Source organism: Micromonospora echinospora, from assembly GCF_900091495.1.
Taxonomy (GTDB): domain Bacteria; phylum Actinomycetota; class Actinomycetes; order Mycobacteriales; family Micromonosporaceae; genus Micromonospora; species Micromonospora echinospora.
This window is the reverse complement of sequence record NZ_LT607413.1, coordinates 1,937,156-1,960,386: the sequence shown is the minus strand read 5'-3', so window position 1 is coordinate 1,960,386 and position 23,231 is coordinate 1,937,156. Positions and strand designations below refer to the sequence as shown.

The 23,231-nt window shown below is 72.2% G+C and carries 25 protein-coding genes and 1 pseudogene; 16 read left to right on the top strand and 10 right to left on the bottom strand.

Translation table 11 applies throughout. The features are described from left to right. Positions 1-36 precede the first annotated feature (36 nt). Both purL and GA0070618_RS08940 read left to right on the top strand, forming a co-directional pair. Complete coding sequence (gene purL, locus GA0070618_RS08945) at positions 37-2,790, top strand: phosphoribosylformylglycinamidine synthase subunit PurL (RefSeq protein WP_088981225.1); 2,754 nt, start codon at positions 37-39, stop codon at positions 2,788-2,790. 4 nt (positions 2,791-2,794) lie between these two features. Further along, entirely contained in the window at positions 2,795-3,550 is a 756-nt protein-coding gene (locus GA0070618_RS08940) for a 2-phosphosulfolactate phosphatase (protein ID WP_088981224.1), read from the top strand. A 136-nt stretch (positions 3,551-3,686) separates the two neighbouring features. Here the strand turns inward: GA0070618_RS08940 and GA0070618_RS08935 are convergent. Continuing rightward, positions 3,687-5,743, bottom strand: a pseudogene (locus GA0070618_RS08935) (carboxypeptidase regulatory-like domain-containing protein). A gap of 103 nt (positions 5,744-5,846) precedes the next feature. Here GA0070618_RS08935 and GA0070618_RS33970 point away from each other — a divergent pair. The 5 genes from GA0070618_RS33970 (at position 5,847) to amcA (ending at position 10,621) form a co-directional block, all read left to right on the top strand. Beyond that, positions 5,847-6,209 carry a sterol carrier family protein gene (locus tag GA0070618_RS33970; RefSeq protein WP_172900273.1) on the top strand — a complete coding sequence of 121 codons (363 nt, stop codon included), beginning with the start codon at positions 5,847-5,849 and terminating at the stop codon, positions 6,207-6,209. Positions 6,210-6,362: 153 nt separating this feature from the next. After that, positions 6,363-7,928, top strand: coding sequence for an amidophosphoribosyltransferase (purF, locus tag GA0070618_RS08925; RefSeq protein WP_088981223.1), 1,566 nt, complete (start codon positions 6,363-6,365; stop codon positions 7,926-7,928). A gap of 93 nt (positions 7,929-8,021) precedes the next feature. Further along, entirely contained in the window at positions 8,022-9,179 is a 1,158-nt protein-coding gene (gene purM / locus GA0070618_RS08920) for a phosphoribosylformylglycinamidine cyclo-ligase (protein ID WP_088981222.1), read from the top strand. Positions 9,180-9,312: 133 nt separating this feature from the next. After that, entirely contained in the window at positions 9,313-10,416 is a 1,104-nt protein-coding gene (amcB, locus tag GA0070618_RS08915) for a cyclophane-forming radical SAM peptide maturase AmcB (protein WP_331253156.1), read from the top strand. Beyond that, positions 10,385-10,621 carry a multiple cyclophane-containing RiPP AmcA gene (gene amcA / locus GA0070618_RS08910; RefSeq protein ID WP_088981220.1) on the top strand — a complete coding sequence of 79 codons (237 nt, stop codon included), beginning with the start codon at positions 10,385-10,387 and terminating at the stop codon, positions 10,619-10,621. Before amcB ends, amcA begins: the two co-directional genes overlap by 32 nt. Before the next feature lie 145 nt (positions 10,622-10,766). Here the strand turns inward: amcA and GA0070618_RS08905 are convergent, their stop codons facing one another. Further along, complete coding sequence (locus tag GA0070618_RS08905) at positions 10,767-10,982, bottom strand: DUF3073 domain-containing protein (RefSeq protein WP_088981219.1); 216 nt, start codon at positions 10,980-10,982, stop codon at positions 10,767-10,769. A gap of 340 nt (positions 10,983-11,322) precedes the next feature. Next, positions 11,323-12,405, bottom strand: coding sequence for a Glu/Leu/Phe/Val family dehydrogenase (locus GA0070618_RS08900; protein WP_088981218.1), 1,083 nt, complete (start codon positions 12,403-12,405; stop codon positions 11,323-11,325). Between the two features lie 175 nt (positions 12,406-12,580). On the opposite strand from GA0070618_RS08900, the gene GA0070618_RS08895 reads away from it, so the two are divergent. Next, the gene (locus GA0070618_RS08895; protein ID WP_088981217.1) at positions 12,581-13,420 is read left to right on the top strand and encodes a hypothetical protein; all 840 of its coding nucleotides are present in this window, start codon (positions 12,581-12,583) and stop codon (positions 13,418-13,420) included. Positions 13,421-13,671: 251 nt separating this feature from the next. Then, positions 13,672-13,881: a BldC family transcriptional regulator gene (locus tag GA0070618_RS08890; RefSeq protein ID WP_007073996.1), complete on the top strand. Its 210-nt coding sequence runs from the start codon at positions 13,672-13,674 to the stop codon at positions 13,879-13,881. A 102-nt stretch (positions 13,882-13,983) separates the two neighbouring features. Here GA0070618_RS08890 and GA0070618_RS08885 read toward each other — a convergent pair whose 3' ends face one another. Beyond that, positions 13,984-14,361: a PPOX class F420-dependent oxidoreductase gene (locus GA0070618_RS08885; protein ID WP_088981216.1), complete on the bottom strand. Its 378-nt coding sequence runs from the start codon at positions 14,359-14,361 to the stop codon at positions 13,984-13,986. A gap of 54 nt (positions 14,362-14,415) precedes the next feature. Here GA0070618_RS08885 and GA0070618_RS08880 point away from each other — a divergent pair, with 54 nt between their 5' ends. Next, on the top strand, positions 14,416-15,195 hold the full coding sequence (locus GA0070618_RS08880) for a class I SAM-dependent methyltransferase (RefSeq protein WP_088981215.1): 780 nt from the start codon (positions 14,416-14,418) through the stop codon (positions 15,193-15,195). 58 nt (positions 15,196-15,253) lie between these two features. Here the strand turns inward: GA0070618_RS08880 and GA0070618_RS08875 are convergent, their stop codons facing one another. Next, complete coding sequence (locus GA0070618_RS08875; RefSeq protein WP_088981214.1) at positions 15,254-15,535, bottom strand: hypothetical protein; 282 nt, start codon at positions 15,533-15,535, stop codon at positions 15,254-15,256. Positions 15,536-15,626: 91 nt separating this feature from the next. Between GA0070618_RS08875 and GA0070618_RS08870 the strand changes: the two genes are divergently transcribed. Both GA0070618_RS08870 and GA0070618_RS08865 read left to right on the top strand, forming a co-directional pair. After that, the gene (locus GA0070618_RS08870) at positions 15,627-16,484 is read left to right on the top strand and encodes a 3-hydroxyacyl-CoA dehydrogenase family protein (RefSeq protein WP_088981213.1); all 858 of its coding nucleotides are present in this window, start codon (positions 15,627-15,629) and stop codon (positions 16,482-16,484) included. A 37-nt stretch (positions 16,485-16,521) separates the two neighbouring features. Further along, a complete protein-coding gene (locus GA0070618_RS08865; protein WP_088985391.1) occupies positions 16,522-17,262 on the top strand; it encodes an enoyl-CoA hydratase/isomerase family protein in 741 nt (246 codons plus the stop codon). Positions 17,263-17,295: 33 nt separating this feature from the next. Here the strand turns inward: GA0070618_RS08865 and GA0070618_RS08860 are convergent, their stop codons facing one another. Then, positions 17,296-18,636 (bottom strand): ABC transporter substrate-binding protein, encoded by a 1,341-nt coding sequence (locus GA0070618_RS08860; RefSeq protein WP_088981212.1) that lies wholly within the window; start codon positions 18,634-18,636, stop codon positions 17,296-17,298. 171 nt (positions 18,637-18,807) lie between these two features. Between GA0070618_RS08860 and GA0070618_RS08855 the strand changes: the two genes are divergently transcribed. Beyond that, positions 18,808-19,212 carry a hypothetical protein gene (locus GA0070618_RS08855; protein WP_088981211.1) on the top strand — a complete coding sequence of 135 codons (405 nt, stop codon included), beginning with the start codon at positions 18,808-18,810 and terminating at the stop codon, positions 19,210-19,212. Here the strand turns inward: GA0070618_RS08855 and GA0070618_RS08850 are convergent. Then, positions 19,206-19,637, bottom strand: coding sequence for a hypothetical protein (locus tag GA0070618_RS08850; RefSeq protein WP_088981210.1), 432 nt, complete (start codon positions 19,635-19,637; stop codon positions 19,206-19,208). The two genes, GA0070618_RS08855 and GA0070618_RS08850, sit on opposite strands and share 7 nt — an antisense overlap. Before the next feature lie 136 nt (positions 19,638-19,773). Between GA0070618_RS08850 and GA0070618_RS08845 the strand changes: the two genes are divergently transcribed. Beyond that, complete coding sequence (locus GA0070618_RS08845) at positions 19,774-20,484, top strand: DUF2786 domain-containing protein (RefSeq protein WP_088981209.1); 711 nt, start codon at positions 19,774-19,776, stop codon at positions 20,482-20,484. Positions 20,485-20,498: 14 nt separating this feature from the next. Here GA0070618_RS08845 and GA0070618_RS08840 read toward each other — a convergent pair whose 3' ends face one another. Then, on the bottom strand, positions 20,499-21,017 hold the full coding sequence (locus GA0070618_RS08840; RefSeq protein WP_088981208.1) for an SRPBCC family protein: 519 nt from the start codon (positions 21,015-21,017) through the stop codon (positions 20,499-20,501). 304 nt (positions 21,018-21,321) lie between these two features. Here GA0070618_RS08840 and GA0070618_RS08835 point away from each other — a divergent pair, with 304 nt between their 5' ends. Continuing rightward, a complete protein-coding gene (locus tag GA0070618_RS08835; RefSeq protein WP_088981207.1) occupies positions 21,322-21,642 on the top strand; it encodes a DMT family transporter in 321 nt (106 codons plus the stop codon). After that, positions 21,639-22,214, top strand: coding sequence for a TetR/AcrR family transcriptional regulator (locus GA0070618_RS08830; protein WP_088985390.1), 576 nt, complete (start codon positions 21,639-21,641; stop codon positions 22,212-22,214). Before GA0070618_RS08835 ends, GA0070618_RS08830 begins: the two co-directional genes overlap by 4 nt. On the opposite strand, the gene GA0070618_RS08825 is transcribed toward GA0070618_RS08830, so the two are convergent. Together GA0070618_RS08825 and GA0070618_RS08820 are read right to left on the bottom strand one after the other, a co-directional pair. After that, complete coding sequence (locus GA0070618_RS08825) at positions 22,207-22,680, bottom strand: GNAT family N-acetyltransferase (RefSeq protein ID WP_088985389.1); 474 nt, start codon at positions 22,678-22,680, stop codon at positions 22,207-22,209. The genes GA0070618_RS08830 and GA0070618_RS08825 overlap by 8 nt on opposite strands. Before the next feature lie 167 nt (positions 22,681-22,847). Further along, positions 22,848-23,183 (bottom strand): YnfA family protein, encoded by a 336-nt coding sequence (locus GA0070618_RS08820; RefSeq protein WP_088981206.1) that lies wholly within the window; start codon positions 23,181-23,183, stop codon positions 22,848-22,850. Positions 23,184-23,231 lie beyond the last annotated feature (48 nt).

Below are 23,231 nucleotides of genomic sequence, written 5' to 3'. Positions count from 1 at the left end.
CCGACGCGGTGGCCACGAGCGCAACGAGGAGAGGTCATGACCACCCACCCGGACCCGGCGGCGCACCCCACCCCGGGCGCCCCGGCCACGCCGCGTCCGGTGGCCGCCGCCCCGGCCGGCCCCGCCGGCCCGTTCGGCCGCCTCGACACCGTGCCCCGCGCCACGGACACCCCGGACGAGTTGCAGCCCTACGCCGAGCTGGGCCTGCGTGACGACGAGTACGACCGGATCCGGCAGATCCTCGACCGGCGTCCCACCCAGTCCGAGCTGGCGATGTACTCGATCATGTGGAGCGAGCACTGCTCCTACAAGTCGAGCAAGGTGCACCTGCGCCAGTTCGGTGAGAAGGCCCCGCCGAGCGACCGGCTGCTCGCCGGCATCGGCGAGAACGCCGGCGTGGTCCAGATCTCCGACGAGCTGGCGGTGACCTTCAAGGTCGAGTCGCACAACCACCCGAGCTTCGTCGAGCCCTACCAGGGCGCGGCGACCGGCGTAGGCGGCATCGTCCGGGACATCCTCGCCATGGGCGCGCGTCCGGTCGCGGTGATGGACCCGCTGCGCTTCGGCGCGGCCGACCACCCGGACACCGCCCGGGTGCTGCCCGGCGTGGTGGCCGGCGTCGGCGGCTACGGCAACTGCCTCGGCCTGCCCAACATCGGCGGCGAGGTGGTCTTCGACCCCTGCTACCAGGGCAACCCCCTGGTCAACGCGCTCTGCCTCGGCGTGCTGCCGGTCGACCGGCTCCAGAAGAAGGAGGCCGCCGGCCCCGGCAACGTCGTGGTGCTGATGGGCGCCAAGACCGGCCGGGACGGCATCGGCGGTGTGTCGGTGCTGGCCAGCGCCACCTTCGACGAGGGCAGCGAGCAGCGCCGCCCGTCGGTGCAGGTCGGTGACCCGTTCATCGAGAAGCTGCTGATCGAGGCCTGCCTGGAGCTGTACGACGCCGAACTGGTCGTCGGCATCCAGGACCTCGGCGGCGCCGGGCTCACCTGCGCGCTCACCGAGACCGCCGCGGCGGCCGGCACCGGCATGCGGGTCTGGCTGGAGCGGGTGCCGCTGCGCGAGCCCTCGATGGAGCCGCACGAGATCCTCGCCAGCGAGTCCCAGGAGCGGATGCTGCTGGTGGTCGAGCCGGACAAGCTGGAGGCGGTGCTCAAGGTCGCCGACAAGTGGGGCGTGCTCGCCACCGCCATCGGCGAGGTCACCGCGCCGACGCCGGACGGGCAGCCCGGCCGGCTGTACGTCACCTGGCGCGACCAGCTCGTGGTGGACGTGCCGCCCGGTTCGCTGGTCGACGACGGGCCGGTCTACGCCCGCCCGATGCGGGAGCCGGCCGACCTGATCCTGCTCCAGGCCGACCGGGCCGAGACGCTGCCCCGGCCGGCCACGCCGGACGCGCTGCGGGACACCCTGCTCCGCATGATCGCGTCGCCGAACCTCTGCGACCGCACCTGGGTCACCGAGCAGTACGACCGGTACGTGCTGGGCAACACCGTGCTCGCCCAGCCCGAGGACTCCGGCGTGATCCGGATCGACGAGCGCACCGGGCTGGGCGTCGCCCTCTCGGTGGACGGCAACGGCCGGTACGCCCGCCTCGACCCGTACCACGGCACGCGCCTGGCGCTCGCTGAGGCGTACCGGAACGTGGCGGTGACCGGTGCCAAGCCGATCGCGGTCACCAACTGCCTGAACTTCGGCTCGCCCGAGGACCCGGGCGTGATGTGGCAGTTCGCCGAGGCGGTGCGCGGCCTCGCGGACGGCTGCCAGGAACTGGGCATCCCGGTCACCGGCGGCAACGTCAGCTTCTACAACCAGACCGGCGCGGCGGCCATCCACCCGACCCCGGTGGTCGGCGTGCTCGGCGTCCTGGACGACGTCGCCGCGCGGGTGCCGATGGGCTTCGCGTCCCGGCCGGCGGGCGAGCACGACCTGATCTTCCTGCTCGGCGAGACCCGCAACGAGCTGTCCGGCTCCGAGTGGGCCTGGGTGACCCACGGTCACCTCGGCGGCGTCCCGCCCCGGGTCGACCTGGCCCGCGAGCAGGCGCTGGGCGACCTGCTGGCCGAGGCCGCCCGGGTCGGGCACCTCAGCTCGGCGCACGACCTCTCCGACGGTGGTCTCGCGCAGAGCCTGGTCGAGTCCTGCCTGCGGCGGGGCATCGGCGCGCGGATCGCCCTGCCGGAGCGCTTCGCCACCGGCTCGCTGCCGTTCGTCTACCTCTTCAGCGAATCCGCGACGCGGGCCCTGGTGTCGGTGCCGCGCGGACACGAGAAGGCGTTCACCGCCCTCTGCGCCGAGCGTGGGGTGCCGGTGGAGGCGATCGGGGTCACCGACCCGACCGGCGGTGTGCTGGAGGTGCGCGGGCAGTTCCAGGTCGGCCTGGACGAGCTGCGGGACGCGTACACCGCGACCCTGCCGCGGCTCTTCGGTGCGGCCGAGGTGGTCGACGTGCCCGCCCCGGCGACCGGGGTGGCCGGCGCCGTCGAGGCGGTGCCGGTGGCCGGTGTGACGCCGGTCGGGGACGGGTCCGTCACCTCCGGTGCTGCGGACACGTCCGGCCCGGAGGCGGTCGCGGGCTCCGCGGCGGCCGTCGAGGCCGCGTCGGCCGGCGGGACCACGCCGGCCACGGAGCGTGCCGCGACCGGAGCCCACCCGGTCGACGTCGACCCGGTGGCGACCGCCGACCAGCCGGTCGCGGACGTCGACGACCCGTCCACGGGCGACGCCCAGGACACGCCGACGGCCGACGTCGACGCAGCCGGGGAGAACACCGCCACCGACCGGCACTGAGGCCGTGTCCGCGGCGGTCCACACCCAGCCCGGTACGGGCGCCCGGTTCGACTGGGGGCTCGCCGGCGCGGCGGAACTCGGCCGGGTCTGTGCCGTCCTGGTGGTGGTGGACGTGCTCTCCTTCACCACCTCCGTGGAGGTCGCGGTCGCCCGAGGGGTGCGGGTCCACCCGTTCCCCTGGGGCGAGCAGGCCGCCGACTACGCGCTCCGGGTGGGCGCGGTGGCGGCGGTCGGGCGGCGACAGGTGACCCGAGACCACCCGTGGTCGCTCTCGCCGGCGGCGCTGCGGGCCGCGCCGGTCGTACCCGACCTGGTGCTGCCGTCGCCGAACGGCTCGGCGATCTGCGCGGCGGCCAGCGCGACCGGCCTGCCGGTGGTGGCGGCCTGCCTGCGCAACGCCGACGCCGTCGGGCACTGGCTGCGCGAGCGGGGGTACGGCACCGTCGACGCGCCGATCGGGGTGGTCGCCTCGGGCGAGCGCTGGCCGGACGGCTCACTGCGCCCCTCGGTGGAGGACCAGTTGGGTGCGGCGTGTGTCCTCGACGCGCTCTCCGGGGTCCCGGGTGGGCTCTCGGTGGAGGCGGCGATGGCGCTCGCCGCGTTGGCGAGCACCCCCGACGTGCCGGCCGCCGTGTGGGGCTGTGTCTCCGGGCGGGAACTCGTCGAGCGGGGCTTCGCCGGTGACGTCGACATCGCGGTGGAGGTCGGGGCCTCGGCGGTGGTGCCGGTGCTGCGCCACGGCGTCTTCTCCGCCGCCTGAGCCGCACGTACCCGCATCGCCGCGTGGCACCCGTCCGGCGCCCGGCCACGGCTACTCAGAGACTCGGCGGCGATGTGGGAGATCCACATCGCCGCCGACGTCCGTCACGTGAACGGGGAACGAGCCCCGGGACGGGTCAGTCGTCCAGCCAGTCCAGACGGCGGTTGCCCCGGTCCTGCTGCGGGGGCTGACCGTCCCGGCCCCGACCACCCTGCTGGTGCTGGTCGTAGTCGCCGTAGCCACCGCCGGGCTGGCCGTAGCCGCCCTGCTGGCCGCCGTAGCCACCCTGCTGCGGATCCTGGCCGTACCCGCCCTGCTGGTTGCCGTAGCCGCCCTGCTGGTCGTAGCCGCCACGATCGGAGCCGTAGCCACCACCCTGCTGGCCGCCGTAGCCGCCCGGCTGCGGATCCTGACCGTACCCGCCCTGGGGGGCTTCCTGACCGTAGCCGCCCTGCTGGCCGTAACCACCGTAGCCACCGGTCGGCTCCTGGCCCCGGCCGTAGCCGGCGCCCGGGTCCTGGCCGTAGCCCCCCTCCGGGGGTTGGTAGGTCGAGGTGGGGTACGGGTCCGCTGGCGGGGTGTACGCCTGGGTGCCCTCGGAGTAGCGGCCGGTCGGCTCGTTGTACTGGTCGCCGTAGCCGCCGCCCTGGCCCGGCGGGGTGTAGCCGCCACCGGGGTTGCCGTAGTCCTGCTGGCCGCCGTAGCCACCGCCCGAGGACGGCGCGGCGCCGTACGGGCTGCCGGAGGAGGGGGCGGTGCCGTAGCCACCGCCCGAGGCGGGCGCGCTGCCGTACGGGCTGCCCGACGAGGGAGCGGTCCCGTAGGGGCTGCCGGAAGCGGGCGCGTTGCTGCCGTAGCCGCCCGTGCCGTAGCCACCGGCCTGGGTCTGGCCCGAGTCGCCGTAGCCGCCTCCGGCCCAGCCGCTCTGGCCGGCCGAGCCGTAGCCCTGTCCGGGCTGGGGCGGCGGCGCGCCGTACGGGTCCGGCGGGACGTCGTCGACGAGCGGTCGGTTGTGCATCATCGTGGGCGCGTCCGCGAGAGAGGCGCCGCCGACCATGGTCGCGTCGGGGCCGACCCGGTTCACCACGCGGGTCGCGTCGTCCGCGCCGCCGCGGTACGACCCACGCGCGGCCGGGACCGCTCCCGCCGCCGCGCCACCGGCGTCCTCGGCGTCCTCGTCGTCGGGGTTCTCCCGGCGCCTCATCCAGAGCAGCACGATGGTGCCGACGCCGATGGCCACGAAGAGGCCGCCGAGGATGATCAGCAACCAGGAGCCGAACCCGCCGGAGTCCTCCTCGGCGGCGTTGTTCGTCGCTCCCGAAGTGGCGCCGGGCTCCTCGCTGGTCTCCTCGGTGGGTTCCTCGGTCGGTACCGGGTCCTCCGTGGCGCCCGGCGTGGGGGTGGCGGTCGCCTCGACCGGCAGGCCGAGGGAGATCCGCTGCCCGGTGATGCTCTGGCCGGCGCTGGCGTTGATCGTGACGGTCTTACGGACGTCGTCGAAGCTCGCGCCGAGGACGATCGCACCGGGGGCGATCGGCCTCTCGGTGGAGCCGTCGAACCGCCAGTTGCCGTCCTCGTCCGTGGTCGTCGTGTACTGGCGACGCTGGGGATCCATCAGGGCGACGGTGGCGTTGGGCACCGGCTTGCCGTTGGTGGCGTTGGTCACCTTGCCGGAGATCCGCCGCACGGTCTGCGCCTGCGAGGGCGTGGTGGGCGCGGCCCGACCGACCAGCGTGACGGTGGTGCTGGCCTCCTTGGTGTCACCCTGGCCGACGGCGTCGGTCGCCCGGACGGTGATCACGGCGGAGCCGTTGCTCGCGTCGTCGGCCAGCCGGAACGTGGCCTCCTGCCGGCCGCCGTCGGTGATCCGGCTGAAGGAACAGCCGTCGACACAGGTCAACTTCCCGTTGTTCGAGGAGACCTGGATGTTCGCCGGGACAGGTTCGTCGCCGAAGTCGAGCGAGAACCTGACCTTGGTGGTCTTGCCCGCCTCGACCGAACTCGGCGATGCCGACACGTTGTTGACGTCCGGGGCGGCCAGGGCGGGTGTGGCGGGGATGGCGAGCAGAGCGCCGGCAACCAGCGCTACGACCACACCGGCCCGTTGTTTCCAGGCTCGTCGGTGTGTTGACACGTCCACCGCCTTCCGGTCTGACTTCCCCGGCCCGGTGGGGGCCGGGCTCCGGGGATCATCACGGTTTGAATAACGCCGTCGGCAACTATGCCTTGTCGGACCGGACGAGCGCGACCCAGGGCCAACGTCGGTAACCCTACTGGCGGGTCGTATCGTCCCGTCGTGTCCTCTCCGCACATAAAGTCCGCCGCGGTCACGGCGGCCCTCGTGGCGCTTGACGAAGGGCGTACGCCAGAACGGCCGGTCCTGCGGGACGCGGTCCGGACGCTGCTGGCGACCCTCGCGGAACGCGCCCCCGGCCGATCGGTGGAGGTGCGGGTTCCACCATACGGCGCGGTCCAGTGCATTCCCGGTCCGCGACACACCCGGGGCACGCCACCCAACGTGGTGGAGATGTCACCGGAGGTGTGGCTCGCGCTCGCCTCGGGACGGCTGGAATGGGGCACGGCGATCACGGAGGGTCGCGTTCGGGTGAGTGGAACTCGGGCGGATCTTTCCGCCCATCTCCCGCTGGAGCTGGGATGATCACCATCCGTCGATGACCGATAGGAGTGGGTTCGTGACTGTCGGTATCACTATGGGCTCGCGTACACTAAGAGTCGACGTCCCGGCAGAGCGCGCGAATGCGCGTGCACGACACCCACCCCAGCAGACAGAACAGCAACGAGGGAGCGGCAGGTGCCCCGAGGCGACGGCCGGCTGAGCCACGACCTGGACCCCCAGCGGCCCGGCCCCCAGGACGCCTGTGGCGTCTTCGGGGTCTGGGCGCCGGAGGAAGAGGTCGCCAATCTCACCTACTTCGGGTTGTACGCGTTGCAGCACCGCGGCCAGGAGGCGGCCGGCATCGCGGTGAGCGACGGGTCCAGCGTCGTGGTCTACAAGGACCTCGGTCTGGTGGCCCAGGTCTTCGACGAGCCCACCCTGGCGAGCCTGCGCGGCCACCTGGCGATCGGGCACACCCGCTACTCGACCACCGGCGGCTCCACCTGGGAGAACGCCCAGCCGACCATCCGCTCCACCAGCGCCGGCACGACCGTCGCCCTGGCCCACAACGGCAACCTGGTCAACACCGCCGACCTTCAGCGCGAGGTCGCCGAGCAGGGCCTCGGGTCGGACGGCTCGACCAACGACACGTCCCTGGTGACGATGTTGCTGGCCAGCTACCCCGACCTGTCCGTCGAGGCGGCGGCGTTGCAGGTGCTGCCCAAGCTGCGGGGGGCGTTCAGCTTCGTCTTCATGGACGAGACCACCCTCTACGCCGCCCGGGACCCGCACGGCGTCCGTCCGCTGGTGCTCGGCCGGCTGGAGCGCGGCTGGGTGGTCGCCAGCGAGACCGCCGCCCTGGACATCGTCGGCGCGAGCGTGGTGCGCGAGGTCGAACCGGGTGAGCTGATCGCCATCGACGCCGAGGGGCTCCGTTCCACCCGGTTCGCCGCCCCCGAGCCCAAGGGCTGCCTCTTCGAGTACGTCTACATCGCCCGCCCGGACGCCACCCTCGCCGGGCGTAACGTGCACGCCACCCGGGTGCAGATCGGCCGGCAACTGGCCAAGGAGCACCCGGTCGAGGCGGATCTGGTCATCCCGGTGCCGGAGTCCGGCACCCCGGCCGCGATCGGGTACGCGGAGGAGTCCGGCATCACGTACGGCGCGGGTCTGATGAAGAACCCGTACGTCGGGCGGACCTTCATCCAGCCTTCGCAGACGCTGCGCCAGCTCGGCATCCGGCTCAAGCTGAACCCGTTGCGGGAGAACGTGCGCGGCAAGCGGATCGTCGTGGTGGACGACTCGATCGTGCGGGGCAACACCCAGCGGGCCATCGTGCGGATGCTGCGTGAGGCGGGCGCCCTGGAGGTGCACGTCCGGATCTCCTCGCCGCCGGTGAGCTGGCCCTGCTTCTACGGCATCGACTTCGCCACCCGGGCCGAGCTGCTGGCCAACGGGCTCGACAACGACGGCATCCGTCGCTCGATCGGCGCCGACACCCTGGGATACGTCTCGCTGTCCGGGTTGATCGCCGCGACCGAGCAGCCGAAGACCCGACTCTGCCGGGCATGCTTCGACGGGGAGTACCCGATCGAGCTGCCGGCCGGAAACCTGATCGGCAAGCACGTGCTCGAGGGTGTGGGCCGCCGGGTCACCGGTGCCACGCCGGAGGCCGCCCGGTCCGCGCCCCGGGGCGCGGAGCACGGGGACACTCCACCACTCGTCGCCACTCCGGGCGGCGCGACCGTACACCGCCCATAGCACCAACCGGCGCGGGTCGCCGGCGGCAGTGATCGACGGGTCGACGGGACCCGCCGCGGTGTCGGCACCGCGAGGACCACAAAGGGGAGAACCGTGACGCACGTGTCCGAGCGCAACGGCGCAGCAAGCAGCAGCCCGTCCGGCACCGGTGGCGAGCGCCAGCCCTGGACGGCCGGGACGGGTCGTACCGCCCGCAAGCGGTCGGCGTCGTACGCGGAGGCGGGGGTCTCGATCGAGGCGGGTGACCGCGCGGTGGAGTTGCTCAAGTCCAAGGTGCGGCAGACCCGGCGGCCCGAGGTGCTGGGTGACCTGGGTGGTTTCGCCGGCCTGTTCCGGTTGGACACGAAGAAGTACACGAACCCGATCCTGGCGTCGTCGACCGACGGGGTGGGCACGAAGCTGGTCATCGCCCAGCAGCTCGACATCCACGACACGATCGGTATCGACCTGGTCGCGATGGTGGTCGACGACCTGGTGGCGTGCGGGGCCGAGCCGCTGTTCCTGCTCGACTACATCGCCTGCGGCGAGGTCGTGCCGGACCGGGTCGCCGAGATCGGTGCCGGGATCGCCGACGGCTGCCGGTACGCCGGTTGCGCGTTGCTCGGCGGGGAGACCGCCGAGCACCCGGGGGTGCTCCGCCCCGACGAGTACGACGTCTCCGCCACCGGGGTCGGTGTGGTCGAGGAGAGCGACATCCTCGGTCCGGATCGGGTCGAGGCGGGCGACGTGGTGATCGCGATGCGTTCGTCCGGTCTGCACTCCAACGGTTACTCCCTGGTGCGGCACGTGCTGCTCGGTGCGGGCCGGATGCGGCTCGACGTGGTGATCGAGGACTTCGGCCGGCAGCGCACCCTGGGTGAGGAGCTGCTCACCCCCACGAAGATCTACGCGCAGGACTGCCTGAAGCTGATCGCCGAGGCCGAGGTCCGGGCCATCGCCCACGTCACCGGCGGCGGTATCCCCGGCAACCTGGTGCGGATCCTGCCGGAGACCGTCGACGCGGTGGTCGACCGGGCCACCTGGAAGCCGCAGCCGATCTTCGACCTGATCCAGGCCAAGGGCCGGATCGAGGACTCGGAGATGGAATCCACCTTCAACATGGGCGTCGGCATGTTCGCCATCGTCTCGGCCGAGGACGCCGACCGGGCGCTGGCCACCTTGGCCGGCCGGGGGGTCGACGCCTGGCAGGCCGGTGAGGTCATCGAGGGCACCGGCAACGTGCGGATGGTGGGCCAGCACACCCGAGGGTGACGGTCACCACGTGACGATCAGTCGTACACCCGATGAGGGGTTCACCCGGACAGCCATCGCCGCCTAGCCTGAAGGTTCCTCAGGTGAGCGGCGAAGGAGGGCGATGCCTGCCCGGCAGCGGACGTTCAGCGGGATGCGCGGCGTCGCCGCCGTCCCGACGTACGTCGTGATGCAGCCGACCACGCTCTGCAACCTGGACTGCCGATACTGCTACCTCCCACTGCGCGCGGCGGACCGGCGGATGCCGGTCGCCGTCGCCGAGGCGGTGGCAGCGGCGGTCAACCCCTGGGCCGAACGGGGCCGGTTCTCGGTGGTGTGGCACGGCGGGGAGCCGCTCGCGGCCGGGCGGGACCACCTCGCCGCGCTGATCGCACCCTTCGGGCCGTCGGTCGAGCACCACGTCCAGACCAACGCCACGCTGATCGACGACGACTGGTGTGCGTTCTTCGCCGAACACCGGGTGCGGGTCAGCGTCAGTGTGGACGGCGGGCGGGAGCGCAACGCCGAGCGGGTCACCCGGGCCGGCCGGCCGGCGTACGACCGGATCGTGCGCGGCGTGGCCACGCTGCGCCGGCACGGGCTGCCGTTCTCCGCGCTCGCGGTGGTCAGCCGCCCGGAGCCCGGGCTCGCCACCGAGCTGTACGACTACTTCCTCGAACTGGGGTGTGACGTGCTCGGGGTGAACATCGAGGAGACCGAGGGGGTGAACCTCCGGGGCAACGCGCACGACGCCGCCACGGTGACCGCCTTCTGGGCCGAGCTGGTCGCCGCCTGGCGGCGCGATCCCCGGATCCACCTCCGCGAGGTGGAGTGGTCCCTGCGGTACGCCTCGGCGATCCTGGACGGGACGGACGACGACGTGCTGCCCCGGCGGCTGGACCCGATTCCCACGGTCGGCCACGACGGCTCCGTGACGCTACTCTCCCCGGAGCTGGCCGGTTTCTCCGACTCCCGTTACGGAGACTTCAGCAGCGGAAACGTGCTGGACACCCCGCTGGCCGAGATCCTGTCCGACGCGGAGCGGACGTCCTGGGTGGGCGAGTTCCTCAGCGGTGTCGAGGCGTGCCGCGCCTCGTGCCCGTACTTCGGCTTCTGCGGCGGCGGTCACGCCGCCAACCGCTACTTCGAGCAGGGGCGCTTCGACGGCACGGAGACCGAGCACTGCCGCAACAGCAAGATCCGCCTACTGGAGGGAGTGTTGGAACATGCCCGAGACCACCAGTCACCGGCTGCCTGAGCCGGTCGGAGGAACGCCCAGCGACCTCGTCGCGGAGCGGGTGCGCCAAGCCGAGGCGGGCCTTACCGCACTGCTGCACGAGGCCGAGACGGCACGCCGGCTCCGGGCGGAGGTCTCGGGTGGGAACGGGGCCAGCGCGGTCTGCGCGTGGAACCACTTCGAGAACATCCCGACGTTCTACAACTGGAACAACCGGCCCAGGTGAGGGCACGGAAGGTCGATCGAGGGCCTGCCGGGGCAAGCCGGACAGCGGGCACGGCAGGCCCTCGATCATCAGTTGGTACGCCGGACCCCGCAGGGCACATACGTGAGCACGCGGGCCTTACCGCGTGCTCAGATGTGACCGTGGGTCAGCGGGCAGGACGGACCCAGGGATCCGAGTCGTCGTCCGGATGGTCCTCGTCATCGTCGTCGACGTACTCTTTGTAGTCGTCGTCGAAGTCGTGGTCCGACTTACGGCTGCCGCCGAGTTCTCGCTGCAAGGCGGCGAGGTCGGTGTTCGGGGAGTGGTACTTCAACTCCCGGGCCACCTTTGTCTGCTTGGCCTTAGCACGGCCGCGCCCCATGGCTCGACCCCCTCGCACAGAATTCGGGGCAGCCCGAAGGCGGGCCCCGATGACGTCAGGCATCTCTCGTGGCTCTTACGGTACATGGGGATGCCCACGTTCGGCACCTCGGGTTACCGTCGACCGGCCCTGCGCGTCGCAGTCAACCAGCCGTTACGAAGTGTACCCGGTAAGGAGTGCCCTCGGACGTGGGCGTGACGCTCGTCGAAGCGGTCCCCACGGGCCCGGCCGTCGGGGCCGGCGGATGCGTCATTCCCGACATGAGCGCCGCTTGTGTCCCGAAGGGGGCCTACGGGGACGGATCGGGTCGTACCATCCGCCCCCGGAGCCCCCGACCGGGTCAGGGCAGCAGGATGGTCCGGAGCCGGCCGACGTCCGCCATCCGGCGCTCGGCGAGTCGGTCCGCGGCCTCGGCCGGCGGCACCCCGTCGGCGTCGGCGAGCTTGAGGATCTCCCGGGTGGTGTCGTAGATCCGGGTGGCCCGCAGCTTGGCCCGCTCGAAGTTGAAGCCGTCGATCTCGTCGGCGACCTGGATCACCCCGCCGGCGTTGACCACGTAGTCCGGGGCGTAGAGGATGTCCCGCTCGGCGAGGAGCTTCTCGACGCCCGGGTGGGCGAGCTGGTTGTTGGCCGCCCCGGCGACGACCTTCGCGCGCAGCGCCGGCACCGTGTCGTCGTTCAGGGCGCCGCCCAGGGCGCACGGGGCGTACACGTCGATGTCGGCCGTGATCAGGGCGGTGGCGTCCGGGACCAGCTCGACCTGCGGGTAGGTCTGCCGGGCCCACTCGCACGCCCGGGGGTTGACGTCGGTGGCCACCACCCGCGCGCCGTCCTCGATCAGGTGACCGGTGAGGTGCCGGCCGACCTTGCCCAGCCCGGCCACGCCGACGGTGCGCCCGGCGAGCGTCGGGGTGCCCCAGACGTGCTCGGCGGCGGCCCGCATGCCCTGGAAGACGCCCCAGGCGGTGAGGACGGACGAGTCGCCCGCCCCGCCGTGCTCCACGCTGCGACCGGTGACGAAGCGGGTCTCCCGGGCGATCACGTCCATGTCCGCGACGTAGGTGCCCACGTCACAGGCGGTGTAGTAGCGGCCGTGCAGCGACTCCACGAAGCGGCCGTAGGCCCGCAGCAGCGCCTCGCTCTTCAGCTTCTCCGGGTCACCCCAGATGACCGCTTTGCCCCCGCCGAGGTCGAGCCCGGCCAGTGCGTTCTTGTAGGCCATGCCGCGCGACAGGTCGAGCACGTCGGCGAGGGCCTCGGCCTCACTGGCATAGGGATAGAAGCGCGTCCCGCCGAGTGCGGGGCCCAGCGCGGTGGAGTGGATCGCGATGATCGCCCTGAGCCCGGTCTGCTTGTCCTGACAGAAGACGACCTGTTCGTGTCCGGACGACCCCGGGTCGTCGCTGCTCGCGAATACGCCCATGACTGCTCCTGGTCTCGGTGTGTGTCCTTGTGGGACATGAACCTGGCGGTGCCCGGCGGGATGGTGCCGGCGCTGCCGAGCCTAGTACCGGATCGTCTCCGTAGCGCCTCCCGTGGTCGCCGCGGATCAGGGACGTCGGCGCGGTCGGACCAGGCTTTCGTGGGAGGATCGCGCCGTGCCGTCGCTCTTCGCTTCATATCTGCGTGTGTACGAGCCGCTGACCGCCTTCGACCGGGACCGCCAGGAGTACTGGCGGTCGTACGTGCGCCAGGGCCGGGCGGTGACCCCGCAGGAGGGGCCGGTCCGGCAGCGGACGGCCGTGATCGAGGCGCTCGGCGCGGGCTGGACCCGCCTGCCCGACCTGCCGGACGAGGCGTACGTGCTGGAGACCGGCGAGGCGATGCTGGTCTGCCCGTGGAACCTGCGGGTCCGGGTGGCCGAGGCGGCGTTGAGCGCACGCGAGGGCGTGCCGGCGGTGCTCGCCGACGCGTTCGTCCCGCCGGTGCTGGCCGGTCAGGCGAAGGCCGTGGTGGAGGACTGGCGCAGCGGTGCCCGGGTGCTGGAGCACGGGGTGCCTCGGTTGCACGAGCAGATCTCCACCTGGGGCGTGCCGTTGCGCTGGTTCGTCCTCGTCGACCCCGAGGAGCGGGAGCTGGACGTCGCGGCGGGGCGTGGGGTGCTGCGCTACCGGACGGAGATCTCCAAGGCCCGCCGACGGTCCTCACGGGCCCTGTCGGTGCTGCGCAAGTCGGTGGGGGAGGTGCCGATCACCCAGGCGGTCGAGGAGGCCGCCCGGTGGCTGGAGGAGTTCCATCCCCGGTCGGTGGTGGAACTGGACTACGGCGGCCTGGTGGACCTGCTTTCCGAGGAGACCCTCCGGGCGGACGACTCGCCGGCCCTGGTCGCGGCGGGGCTCGCCGGGTTGGCTCGGGGCGAGGCCGAGGAGGCTTCGGCGGCGTACGACAAGCTGGTCGCCCGGTGGCGGGCGGTGCAGCTGCTGGAAAGGTGCAACTAGCACCAAAGCGCTCAATGAGTACCACCGATGAGAGCGGGCTTCGTAATTGGCGCATCACGAACCGTGATCATGAGTCCGAATAAGGTAGTTTCTGGCGCATAAAAGTCGTATAAATCGGGCATGGTTCATCCGTCCGTCTAGGGACCTTCGGCCGTTCGGCCCATGTCGGACATCGGGGACTAGCCGGACCATGGGAGACGCGTCGGCCGGCGGGACCCCGGCCGATGTCTATACATGTGGAGGAGTGACCGATGGCATCGCGAACGCACGAACCAGAGCCGCTGCTCACACCGGCCGAGGTGGCGTCGATGTTCCGTGTCGACCCGAAGACCGTGACCCGGTGGGCGAAGGCGGGCAAGCTCAGTGCGATCCGCACCTTGGGCGGGCACCGTCGTTACCGCGAGTCGGAGGTACGCGCCCTGCTCCAGGGGCAGATCCCCCAGCAGCGCCAGGGGGACTGAACCGGGAGGCACAGAGACGTTCCGGATCAGGGGCGGCGGACGAGGGTCCGCCGCCCCTGACCATGTCCGGACCCGTCCGCGCCGGACCGGCCCGTCGGGCGCTCAGCCCAGGGTCACCCGTACGCCCACCGTGCCCTGCTCGCCCCGACGCAACCGGCTGCCGAGCAGGGTCAGCCGCCCCAACAGCCGGTACTTCTGCTTGAGCAGGCTCCGGATCCGCCGGGTCTCGGCCGGTGGGCAGAGCGTCGCGTACCCCTTGATCGCCGGTCCGTGCGGACGCCCCCGGACATCGCACGGCGCCACGGTCACCGTCGGTTCCCGCCGGATCCGCTTGACCTTGCCGGAGTCGGCGACCGTCCAGATTGCCAGGGCGTCCCCGTCACGCACCGCCCAGACCGGGGTGGGCACCGCCCGACCGTCCCGCCGGAACGTGGTGAGCAGGACGTACTTCTCCGCCGCCAGGTCGTCGAGATCAGTCACGCCGCCACGATACGGCCGACCGGCCCGGCCGGTACGGCGGATAGCGTGCAGCCTATGAGTGGCGGACCACGACCCGGTGACGTCTTCGGCGCGATGATCACGGACGCGTACGCGGTGGAGACCGGCACCGGGACCCGGCCGTTGGCCGGTGGACGACTGCCGCGCCCGGTCATCGAGATCATCGAGCGGGACGACGGGCTGATCAACGGCGCGCCCTCCGCGCACTACTTCGCCGACCCACCGGACTGGGAGCCGTACGACCGGCGCGCGGTGAGCCGGGTCCGGGGCGCCACGCTGGACGTCGGCACCGGTGCGGGCCGGATCGCCCTGCTCCTCCAGGAACAGGGCACCCCGGTCACCGGCCTGGACACCTCGGCCGGGGCGCTGGCGGTGTGCCGCCGACGCGGCGTCCGGGACCTGGTGCACGGCACGGTGGACGCGCACGTCGCCGACGGGCGGCGGTACGACACGTTCCTCCTGCTCGGCAACAACGTCGGGCTGCTGGAGGGGGTGGCACGGGGCCGGGCCTTCCTGGCCGCACTGGCGGCGATGGCCCGACCGGGGGCCCAGGTGATCGCGCAGGGCACCGACCCGTACGGCACCCGGGACCCGGTGCACACCGGCTACCACGAGCGGAACCGGCGGCAGGGGCGGCTCGGCGGCCAGCTGCGGCTGCGGCTGCGGTACCGGGAACTCGGCACCGACTGGTTCGACTACCTGGTCTGCTCCGCCGAGGAACTGGCCGCCCTGGTCGACGGCACGCCCTGGCGGCTGGTCGACGTCGACGACCGGGACGCGCCGTACTACCTGGCTTTCCTCCGCCTCGCCGGCTGAGGTGGTAGCAGGGGTCCCCGGTTACTCAAAGCGGTAACAGGGGACCCCTGCTCGTATGTCAGACCTGGACGGTCGGGGGGAGCTGGCGGGGTGGCAGGCCGCCGTCGCCGTCGACGACCTCGTCCGGGGTGCCGTCCTCGTCGATGTCGACCATGGTGATGTCGACCTTGCCGTCGTGGTCGGTGTCGAACTGGAACAGGTCGGCCCTGCCGTCGCCGTCGGTGTCGACCACCCAGACGTCGGTGCGGCCGTCGTTGTTGGTGTCCGCGCGGAGCAGTTCCACCCGCTGGTCACCCCGGGTCTCGACGGTCTCCGACGGTTGTCCGGTCGCCTCGTTCATCGATCGTCCTTCCCTTGGTTGCCGGCGGCAGTACCCGGTTTCCGCCGCCCCCACGCATGCCATCCGGATCGCGGCTGCATAGGGTCGCCACATGAACGATCGTTTCGTCGTCGTCGGAGCCGGCACCATGGGGCTCGGCATCGCCTACGTGGCGGCCGGGGCGGGGTACGCCGTGGAGCTGGTGGAGGTGGATCCGGGCCGGGCCGCCGACGCCCCGGCGCGGCTGGCGTCGCTCTGGGAACGGGCGGTCCAGCGGGGAAAACTCGGCGCCGACGAGGCGGCGGCGAACCGGGAACGCCTGGTGGTGCGTACCTCGCTCGCCGAGGTGGCCCCCGGGCCCGGGGTGCTCGTGGAGGCCGTACCGGAGCGGCTGGAGCTGAAGCGGGCGGTGCTGGCCGAGGCGGCGGCGCTGCGGCCGGAGCTGCTGGGCAGCAACACCTCCAGCATCTCGATCGGTGAACTGGCCGCCGGCCTGGCGCAGCCGGAGCGCTTCGTGGGGTTGCACTTCTTCAACCCGGTCTGGGCGATGGCGTTGCTGGAGGTCGTGGTCGGCCCGGCCACCACGCCGGAGACCACCGACGCGGCCGTCGCGCTCGCCGGTCGGCTGGGCAAGGACCCCGTCGTGGTACGCGACATGCCCGGTTTCGCCACCTCCCGCCTCGGGGTGGCCCTCGGGTTGGAGGCGATCCGGATGGTCGCCGACGGTGTGGCCAGCCCCGCCGACATCGACAAGGCGATGGTGCTCGGCTACCGGCACCCGGTGGGGCCGCTGGAGCTGACCGACATCGTCGGGCTCGACGTGCGGCTGGACATCGCCCGCACCCTCCAGGCCGCGTACGGGGACCGGTTCGCGCCGCCGCCACTGCTGGCGGAGATGGTCGCCCAGGGGCGACTCGGCAGGAAGTCCGGCCAGGGCTTCTACCGCTGGCAGGACGGGGTGAAGCAGTGAACGACCGACCCGCGGTCGCGAACGGGAGGTGGGCACGGTGAGCCTGCGGATCGAGGAGCGGCCGGACCGGCTGGTGGTGACCCTGGACCGGCCGGAGAAACGCAACGCCATCGACGCGGACCTGATCGGCCAGCTGCACGAGGTCTGTGCCGAACTGGAGGCCCGCCCCCGGTTGCTGCTGCTCACCGGCGGCACCGACGGCATCTTCGCCGGTGGCGCGGACATCGGCCAGCTCCGCGAGCGGGGACGGCTGGATGCGCTCGCCGCGATCAACTCGGCGGCCTTCGCCCGGATCCGGGCCCTGCCGTTGCCGACCGTGGCGGCCGTGGACGGGCCGGCGCTCGGCGGTGGCGCGGAGCTGGCGTACGCCTGTGACCTGCGGGTGTGCACGGCGCGGGCGGTGTTCGGCCAGCCGGAGGTGCGGCTGGGCATCCTGGCCGGCGCGGGCGCGACGCACCGGTTGCCGGCGCTGGTCGGCGAGGCGCGGGCCAAGGAGCTGCTCTTCACCGGCCGGCGGGTGGACGCCGAGGAGGCGCTGCGGATCGGGCTGGTCAACCGGGTCGTACCGGAACCGGACGGGCTGCTGGCCTGCGCACACGAGCTGCTCGACGAGATGGCGAAGGGCTCGACGCTGGCGTTGCGACTGACCAAGCTGGCGGTCGACGCGCCGGCGGCGGCCCACCCCCACCTGGACCTGGTCAGTCAGGCGGTGCTCTTCGAGGACGACGAGAAGTACCGGCGGATGACCGACTTCCTGGAACGGCGTCGACCGCGCTAGGCACGGGGGTGGAGGCGGACCCGCCCCCACCCGTCACTGCTGGATCTGGACACCCGCCTCGTCGAGGGCGACGATCACCGCGGCCGACTCGGCGTAGCCGATGAGGAGTACGGCGTCCGCGCCGAACTCCTTGATCTCCCGGGCACCCGCGCTGAAGTCCACCGGCGGGGCGTCGGCGTCCGCCGGGGGTTCGTAGGTGAGCAGCTTGACCTTGTCGTCGCCGAGGCCGGCCCGCTCCAGCTCGGTGCGGACGTAGCCCTGGAGGCCTTCGCCGTAGGAGTCCTTCCGGGCGACTAGGGCGACCTTGCGCGGTCCGTCCCGAAGGATCACGTCGGCGAGCGCCCGGCCCTGGAGGCTGTCCGGCGGGGCGGTGCGGAAGTAGAGGCCGTTGTCCTCGATCGTGGTCAGGCTGGCGTCGGTGTTCGCCGGGGAGAACATCACCAGCCCGGCGGCCACCACGTCCGGCAGGATCGCCTTCGAGACACCGGAGGCGCCCGCGCCGATGATGACCTGCACGTTCTTCTCGACGTGGGAGGCCAGGGTGGCCTTGGCGACGGCGGGGTTGGTGCCGTCGTCGCCGTCGATCCAGACCACCGGCTCGTCGAGCACGCCACCGGCGGCGTTGATCTCCCGCACCGCCAGGGCGGCTGCGGCGGCCTGCGGCGGGTAGGCCAGCGCGAGCGCCCCGGTACGCGGCAGCAGGCCACCCAGGGTCAGCGGCGCGCCGCTGTCGCCGCGCGGCTTGCGCCCCTTCGGCGGGGCCTTGGTGCTCGCCTTGGAGTCGTCACCGGCCCCGACGAACTCGGTCTTGGCGTCGTTGAGCTTCTGGTCGTCGAAGTGCAGGGTGGCATAGCTGGCGGTGGCCGGCTCGCCGGCCTCGGTGAACCCGGCCCGGGTCAGTGAGACACCCCGGTACTCGATGTCCTGCCCGGCCCGGGCGAGCTTCAGGCAGCCGGCCGCGTCCTCGCAGCGCTGACCCTCGTTCGTCACGCCGACGATCTGCTTGGCGATGGCGGCGGGGTCGGTGGTGCCGGCGAGTTGGGTGGCGAACGCGCTGATCATCACCGCGTCGTACGCCTCGGCGGCGTAGAGGTAGTCCCGCAGGTTCGGGTCGACCGCGCGGAGCCGGGTCTTGAAGTCCTCCGGCAACGGGGTCATCGGGGTGGTGCCCTTCATCCCGTCGACGAGGTGGGCACGATCCTTCAGCTCCAGGGGGAACGTGTTGAGCATGTTGCCGTCGTTGCCGTAGAGCCGGACCTGCTGGCTCTCGTTCTCGGGCTCCTCGGGCTGCTCTGTCCCGCACGCGCCGGTGGTGAACAGAAGCGCCACGCAGGCCGCCAGTGTGGCGACTCGCGAGCCGCGTGATACGCGCATGATCGTCGTTCCCCTCAGGCGAAGGTTCGCTGCGCACATTAGCGTGCGTTCCCGATCGGCGGGACCGTGAGGCCGGATGGATGTACAGGTCGACGGGCGTGACTGCGTAAAGTAACCGGACGGTGGACGTTGGGTGGTGATCACTTGACGCAGTCCCGTACTGTTCGCCGCGTGACCGACTCGCCCCAACAGACGCGTGACGACGCGGCCGCCGTCCTGCACTCCGCTCTGGCCGGAGACGGTGACGCCGTGGTGGGAACCTTCGACGCCGTGGTGGACCGGGCCGGTGTGGCCGGGGCGTACGGGGTGGCCTGGTGTCTCGCCGCCACGATGGTCGGGGACGACGTGCCCGCCGGTATGGCCGCCCTCGACTTTCCCGGCATAGACCAGGCCAACTACGACACCCGCTGGGTGGCCCGCTTCCTCAGCGCGTACGCCAACCGCGACCCGGAGACCGGCGAGGCGCTCTTCGGCGCAGCCATCGCCGACGGGCTGCTCCCGGACTGTCTGCTCACCCTCGCCGGCTCGGCGGTGGCCACCCTCTACGGCCCGAAGCGCCCCTCCGCCGGTCAGTAGGCGTGGTAGGCCACCAGCGGCTCGTACTGGTAGTAGTTGTTCGAGAAGCGGACCTTGAAGTTGACCCCGTCCCGGACGTTGGTGGCGATCGTCGTCCAGTTGGAGTTGGCCGGTAGGTACGTCCAGTAGTTGCAGTTGCTGGTCTGGTCGATGAAGATCACGCAGGCCTGGGTGCTGAAGGCGCTGGCGTTGCGGACGTTGATGTCGACGCACCGGCTGCTGGTCCGGTACGGACCGGCCTGCCCACCCCAGCCGCCGGTCTGGAAGTAGGACCGACTCGTGGTCCCGTAGCAGGTCGCCTGGCTGCCGAAGTTGGTGGTGGAGGCATCGTGCGGGCCGGCGGCGACGGCCTGGGCGGGGGTGGCGACGGCCAGCAGCGCGACTGTCGTGGCGGTGGCCAACAGGGGAGCGACCGGAAATTTCATGGGCTTCTCCAACCATGGACTGACCGCTCACGGTCGATCATTCGCGAACCGTGACGATGGTACTGATCAATGCGTCGGTCCGCTGTCCCCGCTGGCCACGCCAGGGGTCGCCGGCCGGTGTGGTAGCTGTGGTGGCATGTCCGACGCCATGCTCAGCAAGGTGCGCAAGCTGCTCGCCAAGGCGGAGGATCCCGCCTGCACCGCCGCCGAGTCGGCCGCCCTGACCGCCAAGGCGACCGAACTGATCGCCCGCTACGGGGTCGACCGGGCGCTGCTCGCAGCCCGGGACCCGGCCACCGACCCGGTGGGCGACCGGGTGGTGGACGTCGTCGCCCCGTACGCCCGGGACAAGGCCGGCCTGCTCGCGGCGGTGGCCGACCCGCTGCGCTGTCGCTGCGTACGGCGGCGCGAGGGCAGCGGGTTCACCATGCACCTGTTCGGCTTCGCCAGCGACCTGGAGCGGGTGGACCTGCTCTTCACCTCCCTGCTGGTGCAGGCCGCACACGGCCTGGCCGGCACGGCGGTGCCGTCCGGCGCGCACCCGGCCGCGTTCCGTCGTTCCTGGTTGGCCGGGTTCGCGCAGGTCGTCGGGGAACGGCTGCGGACGGCCGAGGCGTCGGCGGTGAAGGTCGCGGAGGCGGACGGCCCGTCGGTGGCACTGGTGCTCGTCGACCGGTCGGACCGGGTGCGTCGGCGGCTCGACGAGGTGTATCCCCGGCTGCGGACCGCCGCACCGCGGCGGCTGGCCGGCACCGGCTACTCCGTCGGAGCGGACGCGGGTCGCCGGGCCGACCTCGGCGGACGTACGGTCGGCCGGCCGTCCCGCCGGGCGCTCGGGGACCGCTGAGCCGACCCGGCCGGTCAGGCCGGATGCGGGCGGCGGCGGACGGAGTGGAGGTAGCGGGTGAGCATGTCCTGCCACCCCTCGGTCATCGCCTGCCGGTAGCCCTCCGCGGCGGCGCCGTGCCGGTCGAACTTCCGGTGTTCGACGGTGACCCGGGTGCGTCCCGGCCCGTCGGCCTCGACGAGCACCTCGACCTCGCTGGCCCGGGACGGGTCCGGCACGGGCACCCGGTCCGGGCCGATCTGCCAGACGAAGACCAGCCGGTGGGGCGGCTCCCAGGTGAGGACCCGGCCCCAGTCGGACCGGAAGCCGTGCGGGCCGATCTCGTAGAGCATGCCGCCGGGCCGGGGCTCGATGCCGAGGTCGGTGAGGAAGTCCGGTCCGGACCAGGTGTACTCGGCGACCCACCAACTGGTCAGTTCGGTGAAGGCGGTGAACGCCTCCGCCGGGGAGGCGGGGACGAGAAGAGTGCTGCGAAGGGAGAAACGGTCGACGTCCTGATGGACGGCGTCCGGCTCAGCGATCTCCTGCCCCATAGGCCCGGACCCTACCGGCTGGCGCCGCGACGTGCAGCGACCTTCGCCTGCGGGCCAGCGCGCGGTGACCTTGCGAAATCCGGATAAAAAGCATCAAGAATCGTCGCGTCACGCTGTCCCGAACGCGATCACCTCCGTCGATCACAAGTGCGTAAACCACCGCCCGGGCGGGCCCTCGCCCGTCTGTTGGGACGGGAACGCCATGGGTGTCTCCCGCCGACGGCGTTCGGGCACCGGCCCGCCGCCCCCGGCCACAATCTAGTACGTTTGTACATGTACGTCAGTACCAATAAAAGGGGCACCGGTGGCATACCTCTTCCTCCTGGGCGCGATCTCAGCCGAGGTGATCGGCACGAGCCTGCTGAAGGCGACCCACGGGTTCACCCGGCTGTGGCCCACCCTCGGGCTGGTCACGGCCTACATCACGGCGTTCCTGCTCCTCGCCCAGGCGGTGAAGACCATCCCGGTCGGCGTCGCCTACGCGATGTGGTCCGGCCTCGGCACCGCCGCGATCGTCGCCATCGGCGCGGCCTTCCTCGGCGAGCCGCTCAGCCTCGTCAAGGTGCTCGGCGTCGGTCTGGTCGTCGCCGGTGTGGTGATCCTCAACCTCGGCGGTGCGCACTGAACGCCGGTCAGCCCCGCCGGGCCGCCCGCCCCCGCGACCCGGAGGGCCGCCGTCGCGCGCTGACCGCCGCGGTCGTCGAGGTGATCGCGGAGGTGGGGATCGGCCGCACCACCCACCGGGCGGTGGCCGCCCGCGCCGGGGTGCCCCTCGGCGCGACCACCTACTACTTCCCCACCCTGGCCGACCTGGTGGCCGCCGGGCTGGCCCGGGCCGGTGCGGAACTCGACGCCGAGATGTGCCGGTGGGCCGACTACCTGGGCGACGGCAACGACCTGCCGGCCCGACTCACCCGCCTGGTCAACGACTACCTCGCCGACCGGGGACGGGCGCTCACCGAGTTCGAGCTGTACCTCGCCGCCGCCCGGAGCCCGGAGTTGCGTCCCCTCGCCCGCTCCTGGCGCGACCAGGTCCGCCGGCTCCTCGCCCCGACGGTCGGCGACCGGGCCGCCGGGGCCGTCGCCGCCTTCGTCGACGGAGTCGTGTTGCAGTGCCTTGCCACCGGCGAGCCGGTCGACCCGGCGGCCGTCGAGTCGGCGATCGCCGCGCTGGTCTCGGGTCGCACCGTCAGGTGACGACGGGACTGCGGCGCTCGATGAGGGTGACGTCACGCCAGACGCCGTGGTGACGGCCGACGCGCTGGCGGATGCCGACGGTACGGAAGCCGCAGGACGTGTGCAGGGCGAGGCTGGCGGTGTTCTCCGGGAACACGCCGGACTGGATGGTCCAGATCCCGGCCCGCTCGGTCGAGGCGATCAGGGCCTGGAGCAGACCGCGTCCGACTCCCCGCCCCCCGGCGTCGGGATGGACGTAGACGGAGTGCTCGACCACACCGGCGTAGACCCGCCGCTCGGACACCGCCGAGCAGGCGATCCACCCCAGGACCGCGCCGGCCCGGTCGACGGCGACCCACCGGTGCCCCGGCAACCGGGTGGCGGTGAAGCTCTCCCAGGCGGGCGGCTCGGTCTCGAAGGTCGCGTTTCCGCTGACGATGCCGAGCCGGTAGATGTCCAGGACCGCCGGACCGTGCTGGTCGCCCATCGCGGCGATGGTGATGTCCCCGGCGGTGCGGAGAGGTGGCACCGGGTCCGAACTCACGTGACGCTCTCGCCGGCCGTGGTGGGAAGTCTCGGCATGCGCCCAGGTTGGCAGGGGGCGGAACAGGGTGCAACAGGTGGCCCGCCCCCGGAACAGGTCCGGGTGGGCGGTCAGCTGCTGCGCGGGGCGTACATGATGACCGCGACCCCGACGAGGCAGATGGCCGCGCCGATCAGGTCGTAGCGGTCGGGGCGGAACTTGTCCACGACCACGCCCCAGGCGAGGGATCCGGCCACGAAGATCCCGCCGTAGGCGGCCAGGATGCGGCCGAAGTTCGGGTCGGGCTGGAACGTGGCGACGAAGCCGTAGAAGCCGAGCGCGATGACGCCCGCCGCGATCCACCACAATCCCCGGTTCTCCCGCCACCCCTGCCACACCAGCCAGGCTCCGCCGATCTCGGCGAGAGCCGCGAGCAGGAACAACAGGATCGACCGGGCAACCGTCATACGTCGGACCCTAGCGAAACGATCTCGCGCTCACGCTGCTCGCCTCCC

Coding starts and splice junctions, on each gene's coding strand:
- GA0070618_RS08880 (WP_088981215.1), top strand. CDS start 14,416: ATGAGTGGCGGACCACGACCCGGTGACGTCTTCGGCGCGATGATCACG.
- GA0070618_RS08860 (WP_088981212.1), bottom strand. CDS start 18,636: ATGCGCGTATCACGCGGCTCGCGAGTCGCCACACTGGCGGCCTGCGTG.
- GA0070618_RS08870 (WP_088981213.1), top strand. CDS start 15,627: ATGAACGATCGTTTCGTCGTCGTCGGAGCCGGCACCATGGGGCTCGGC.
- amcB (WP_331253156.1), top strand. CDS start 9,313: ATGCGCGGCGTCGCCGCCGTCCCGACGTACGTCGTGATGCAGCCGACC.
- GA0070618_RS08900 (WP_088981218.1), bottom strand. CDS start 12,405: ATGGGCGTATTCGCGAGCAGCGACGACCCGGGGTCGTCCGGACACGAA.
- GA0070618_RS08905 (WP_088981219.1), bottom strand. CDS start 10,982: ATGGGGCGCGGCCGTGCTAAGGCCAAGCAGACAAAGGTGGCCCGGGAG.
- GA0070618_RS08825 (WP_088985389.1), bottom strand. CDS start 22,680: ATGGGCGACCAGCACGGTCCGGCGGTCCTGGACATCTACCGGCTCGGC.
- GA0070618_RS08845 (WP_088981209.1), top strand. CDS start 19,774: ATGTCCGACGCCATGCTCAGCAAGGTGCGCAAGCTGCTCGCCAAGGCG.
- GA0070618_RS08850 (WP_088981210.1), bottom strand. CDS start 19,637: ATGAAATTTCCGGTCGCTCCCCTGTTGGCCACCGCCACGACAGTCGCG.
- GA0070618_RS08875 (WP_088981214.1), bottom strand. CDS start 15,535: ATGAACGAGGCGACCGGACAACCGTCGGAGACCGTCGAGACCCGGGGT.
- GA0070618_RS08890 (WP_007073996.1), top strand. CDS start 13,672: ATGGCATCGCGAACGCACGAACCAGAGCCGCTGCTCACACCGGCCGAG.
- amcA (WP_088981220.1), top strand. CDS start 10,385: ATGCCCGAGACCACCAGTCACCGGCTGCCTGAGCCGGTCGGAGGAACG.
- purL (WP_088981225.1), top strand. CDS start 37: ATGACCACCCACCCGGACCCGGCGGCGCACCCCACCCCGGGCGCCCCG.
- GA0070618_RS08820 (WP_088981206.1), bottom strand. CDS start 23,183: ATGACGGTTGCCCGGTCGATCCTGTTGTTCCTGCTCGCGGCTCTCGCC.
- GA0070618_RS08840 (WP_088981208.1), bottom strand. CDS start 21,017: ATGGGGCAGGAGATCGCTGAGCCGGACGCCGTCCATCAGGACGTCGAC.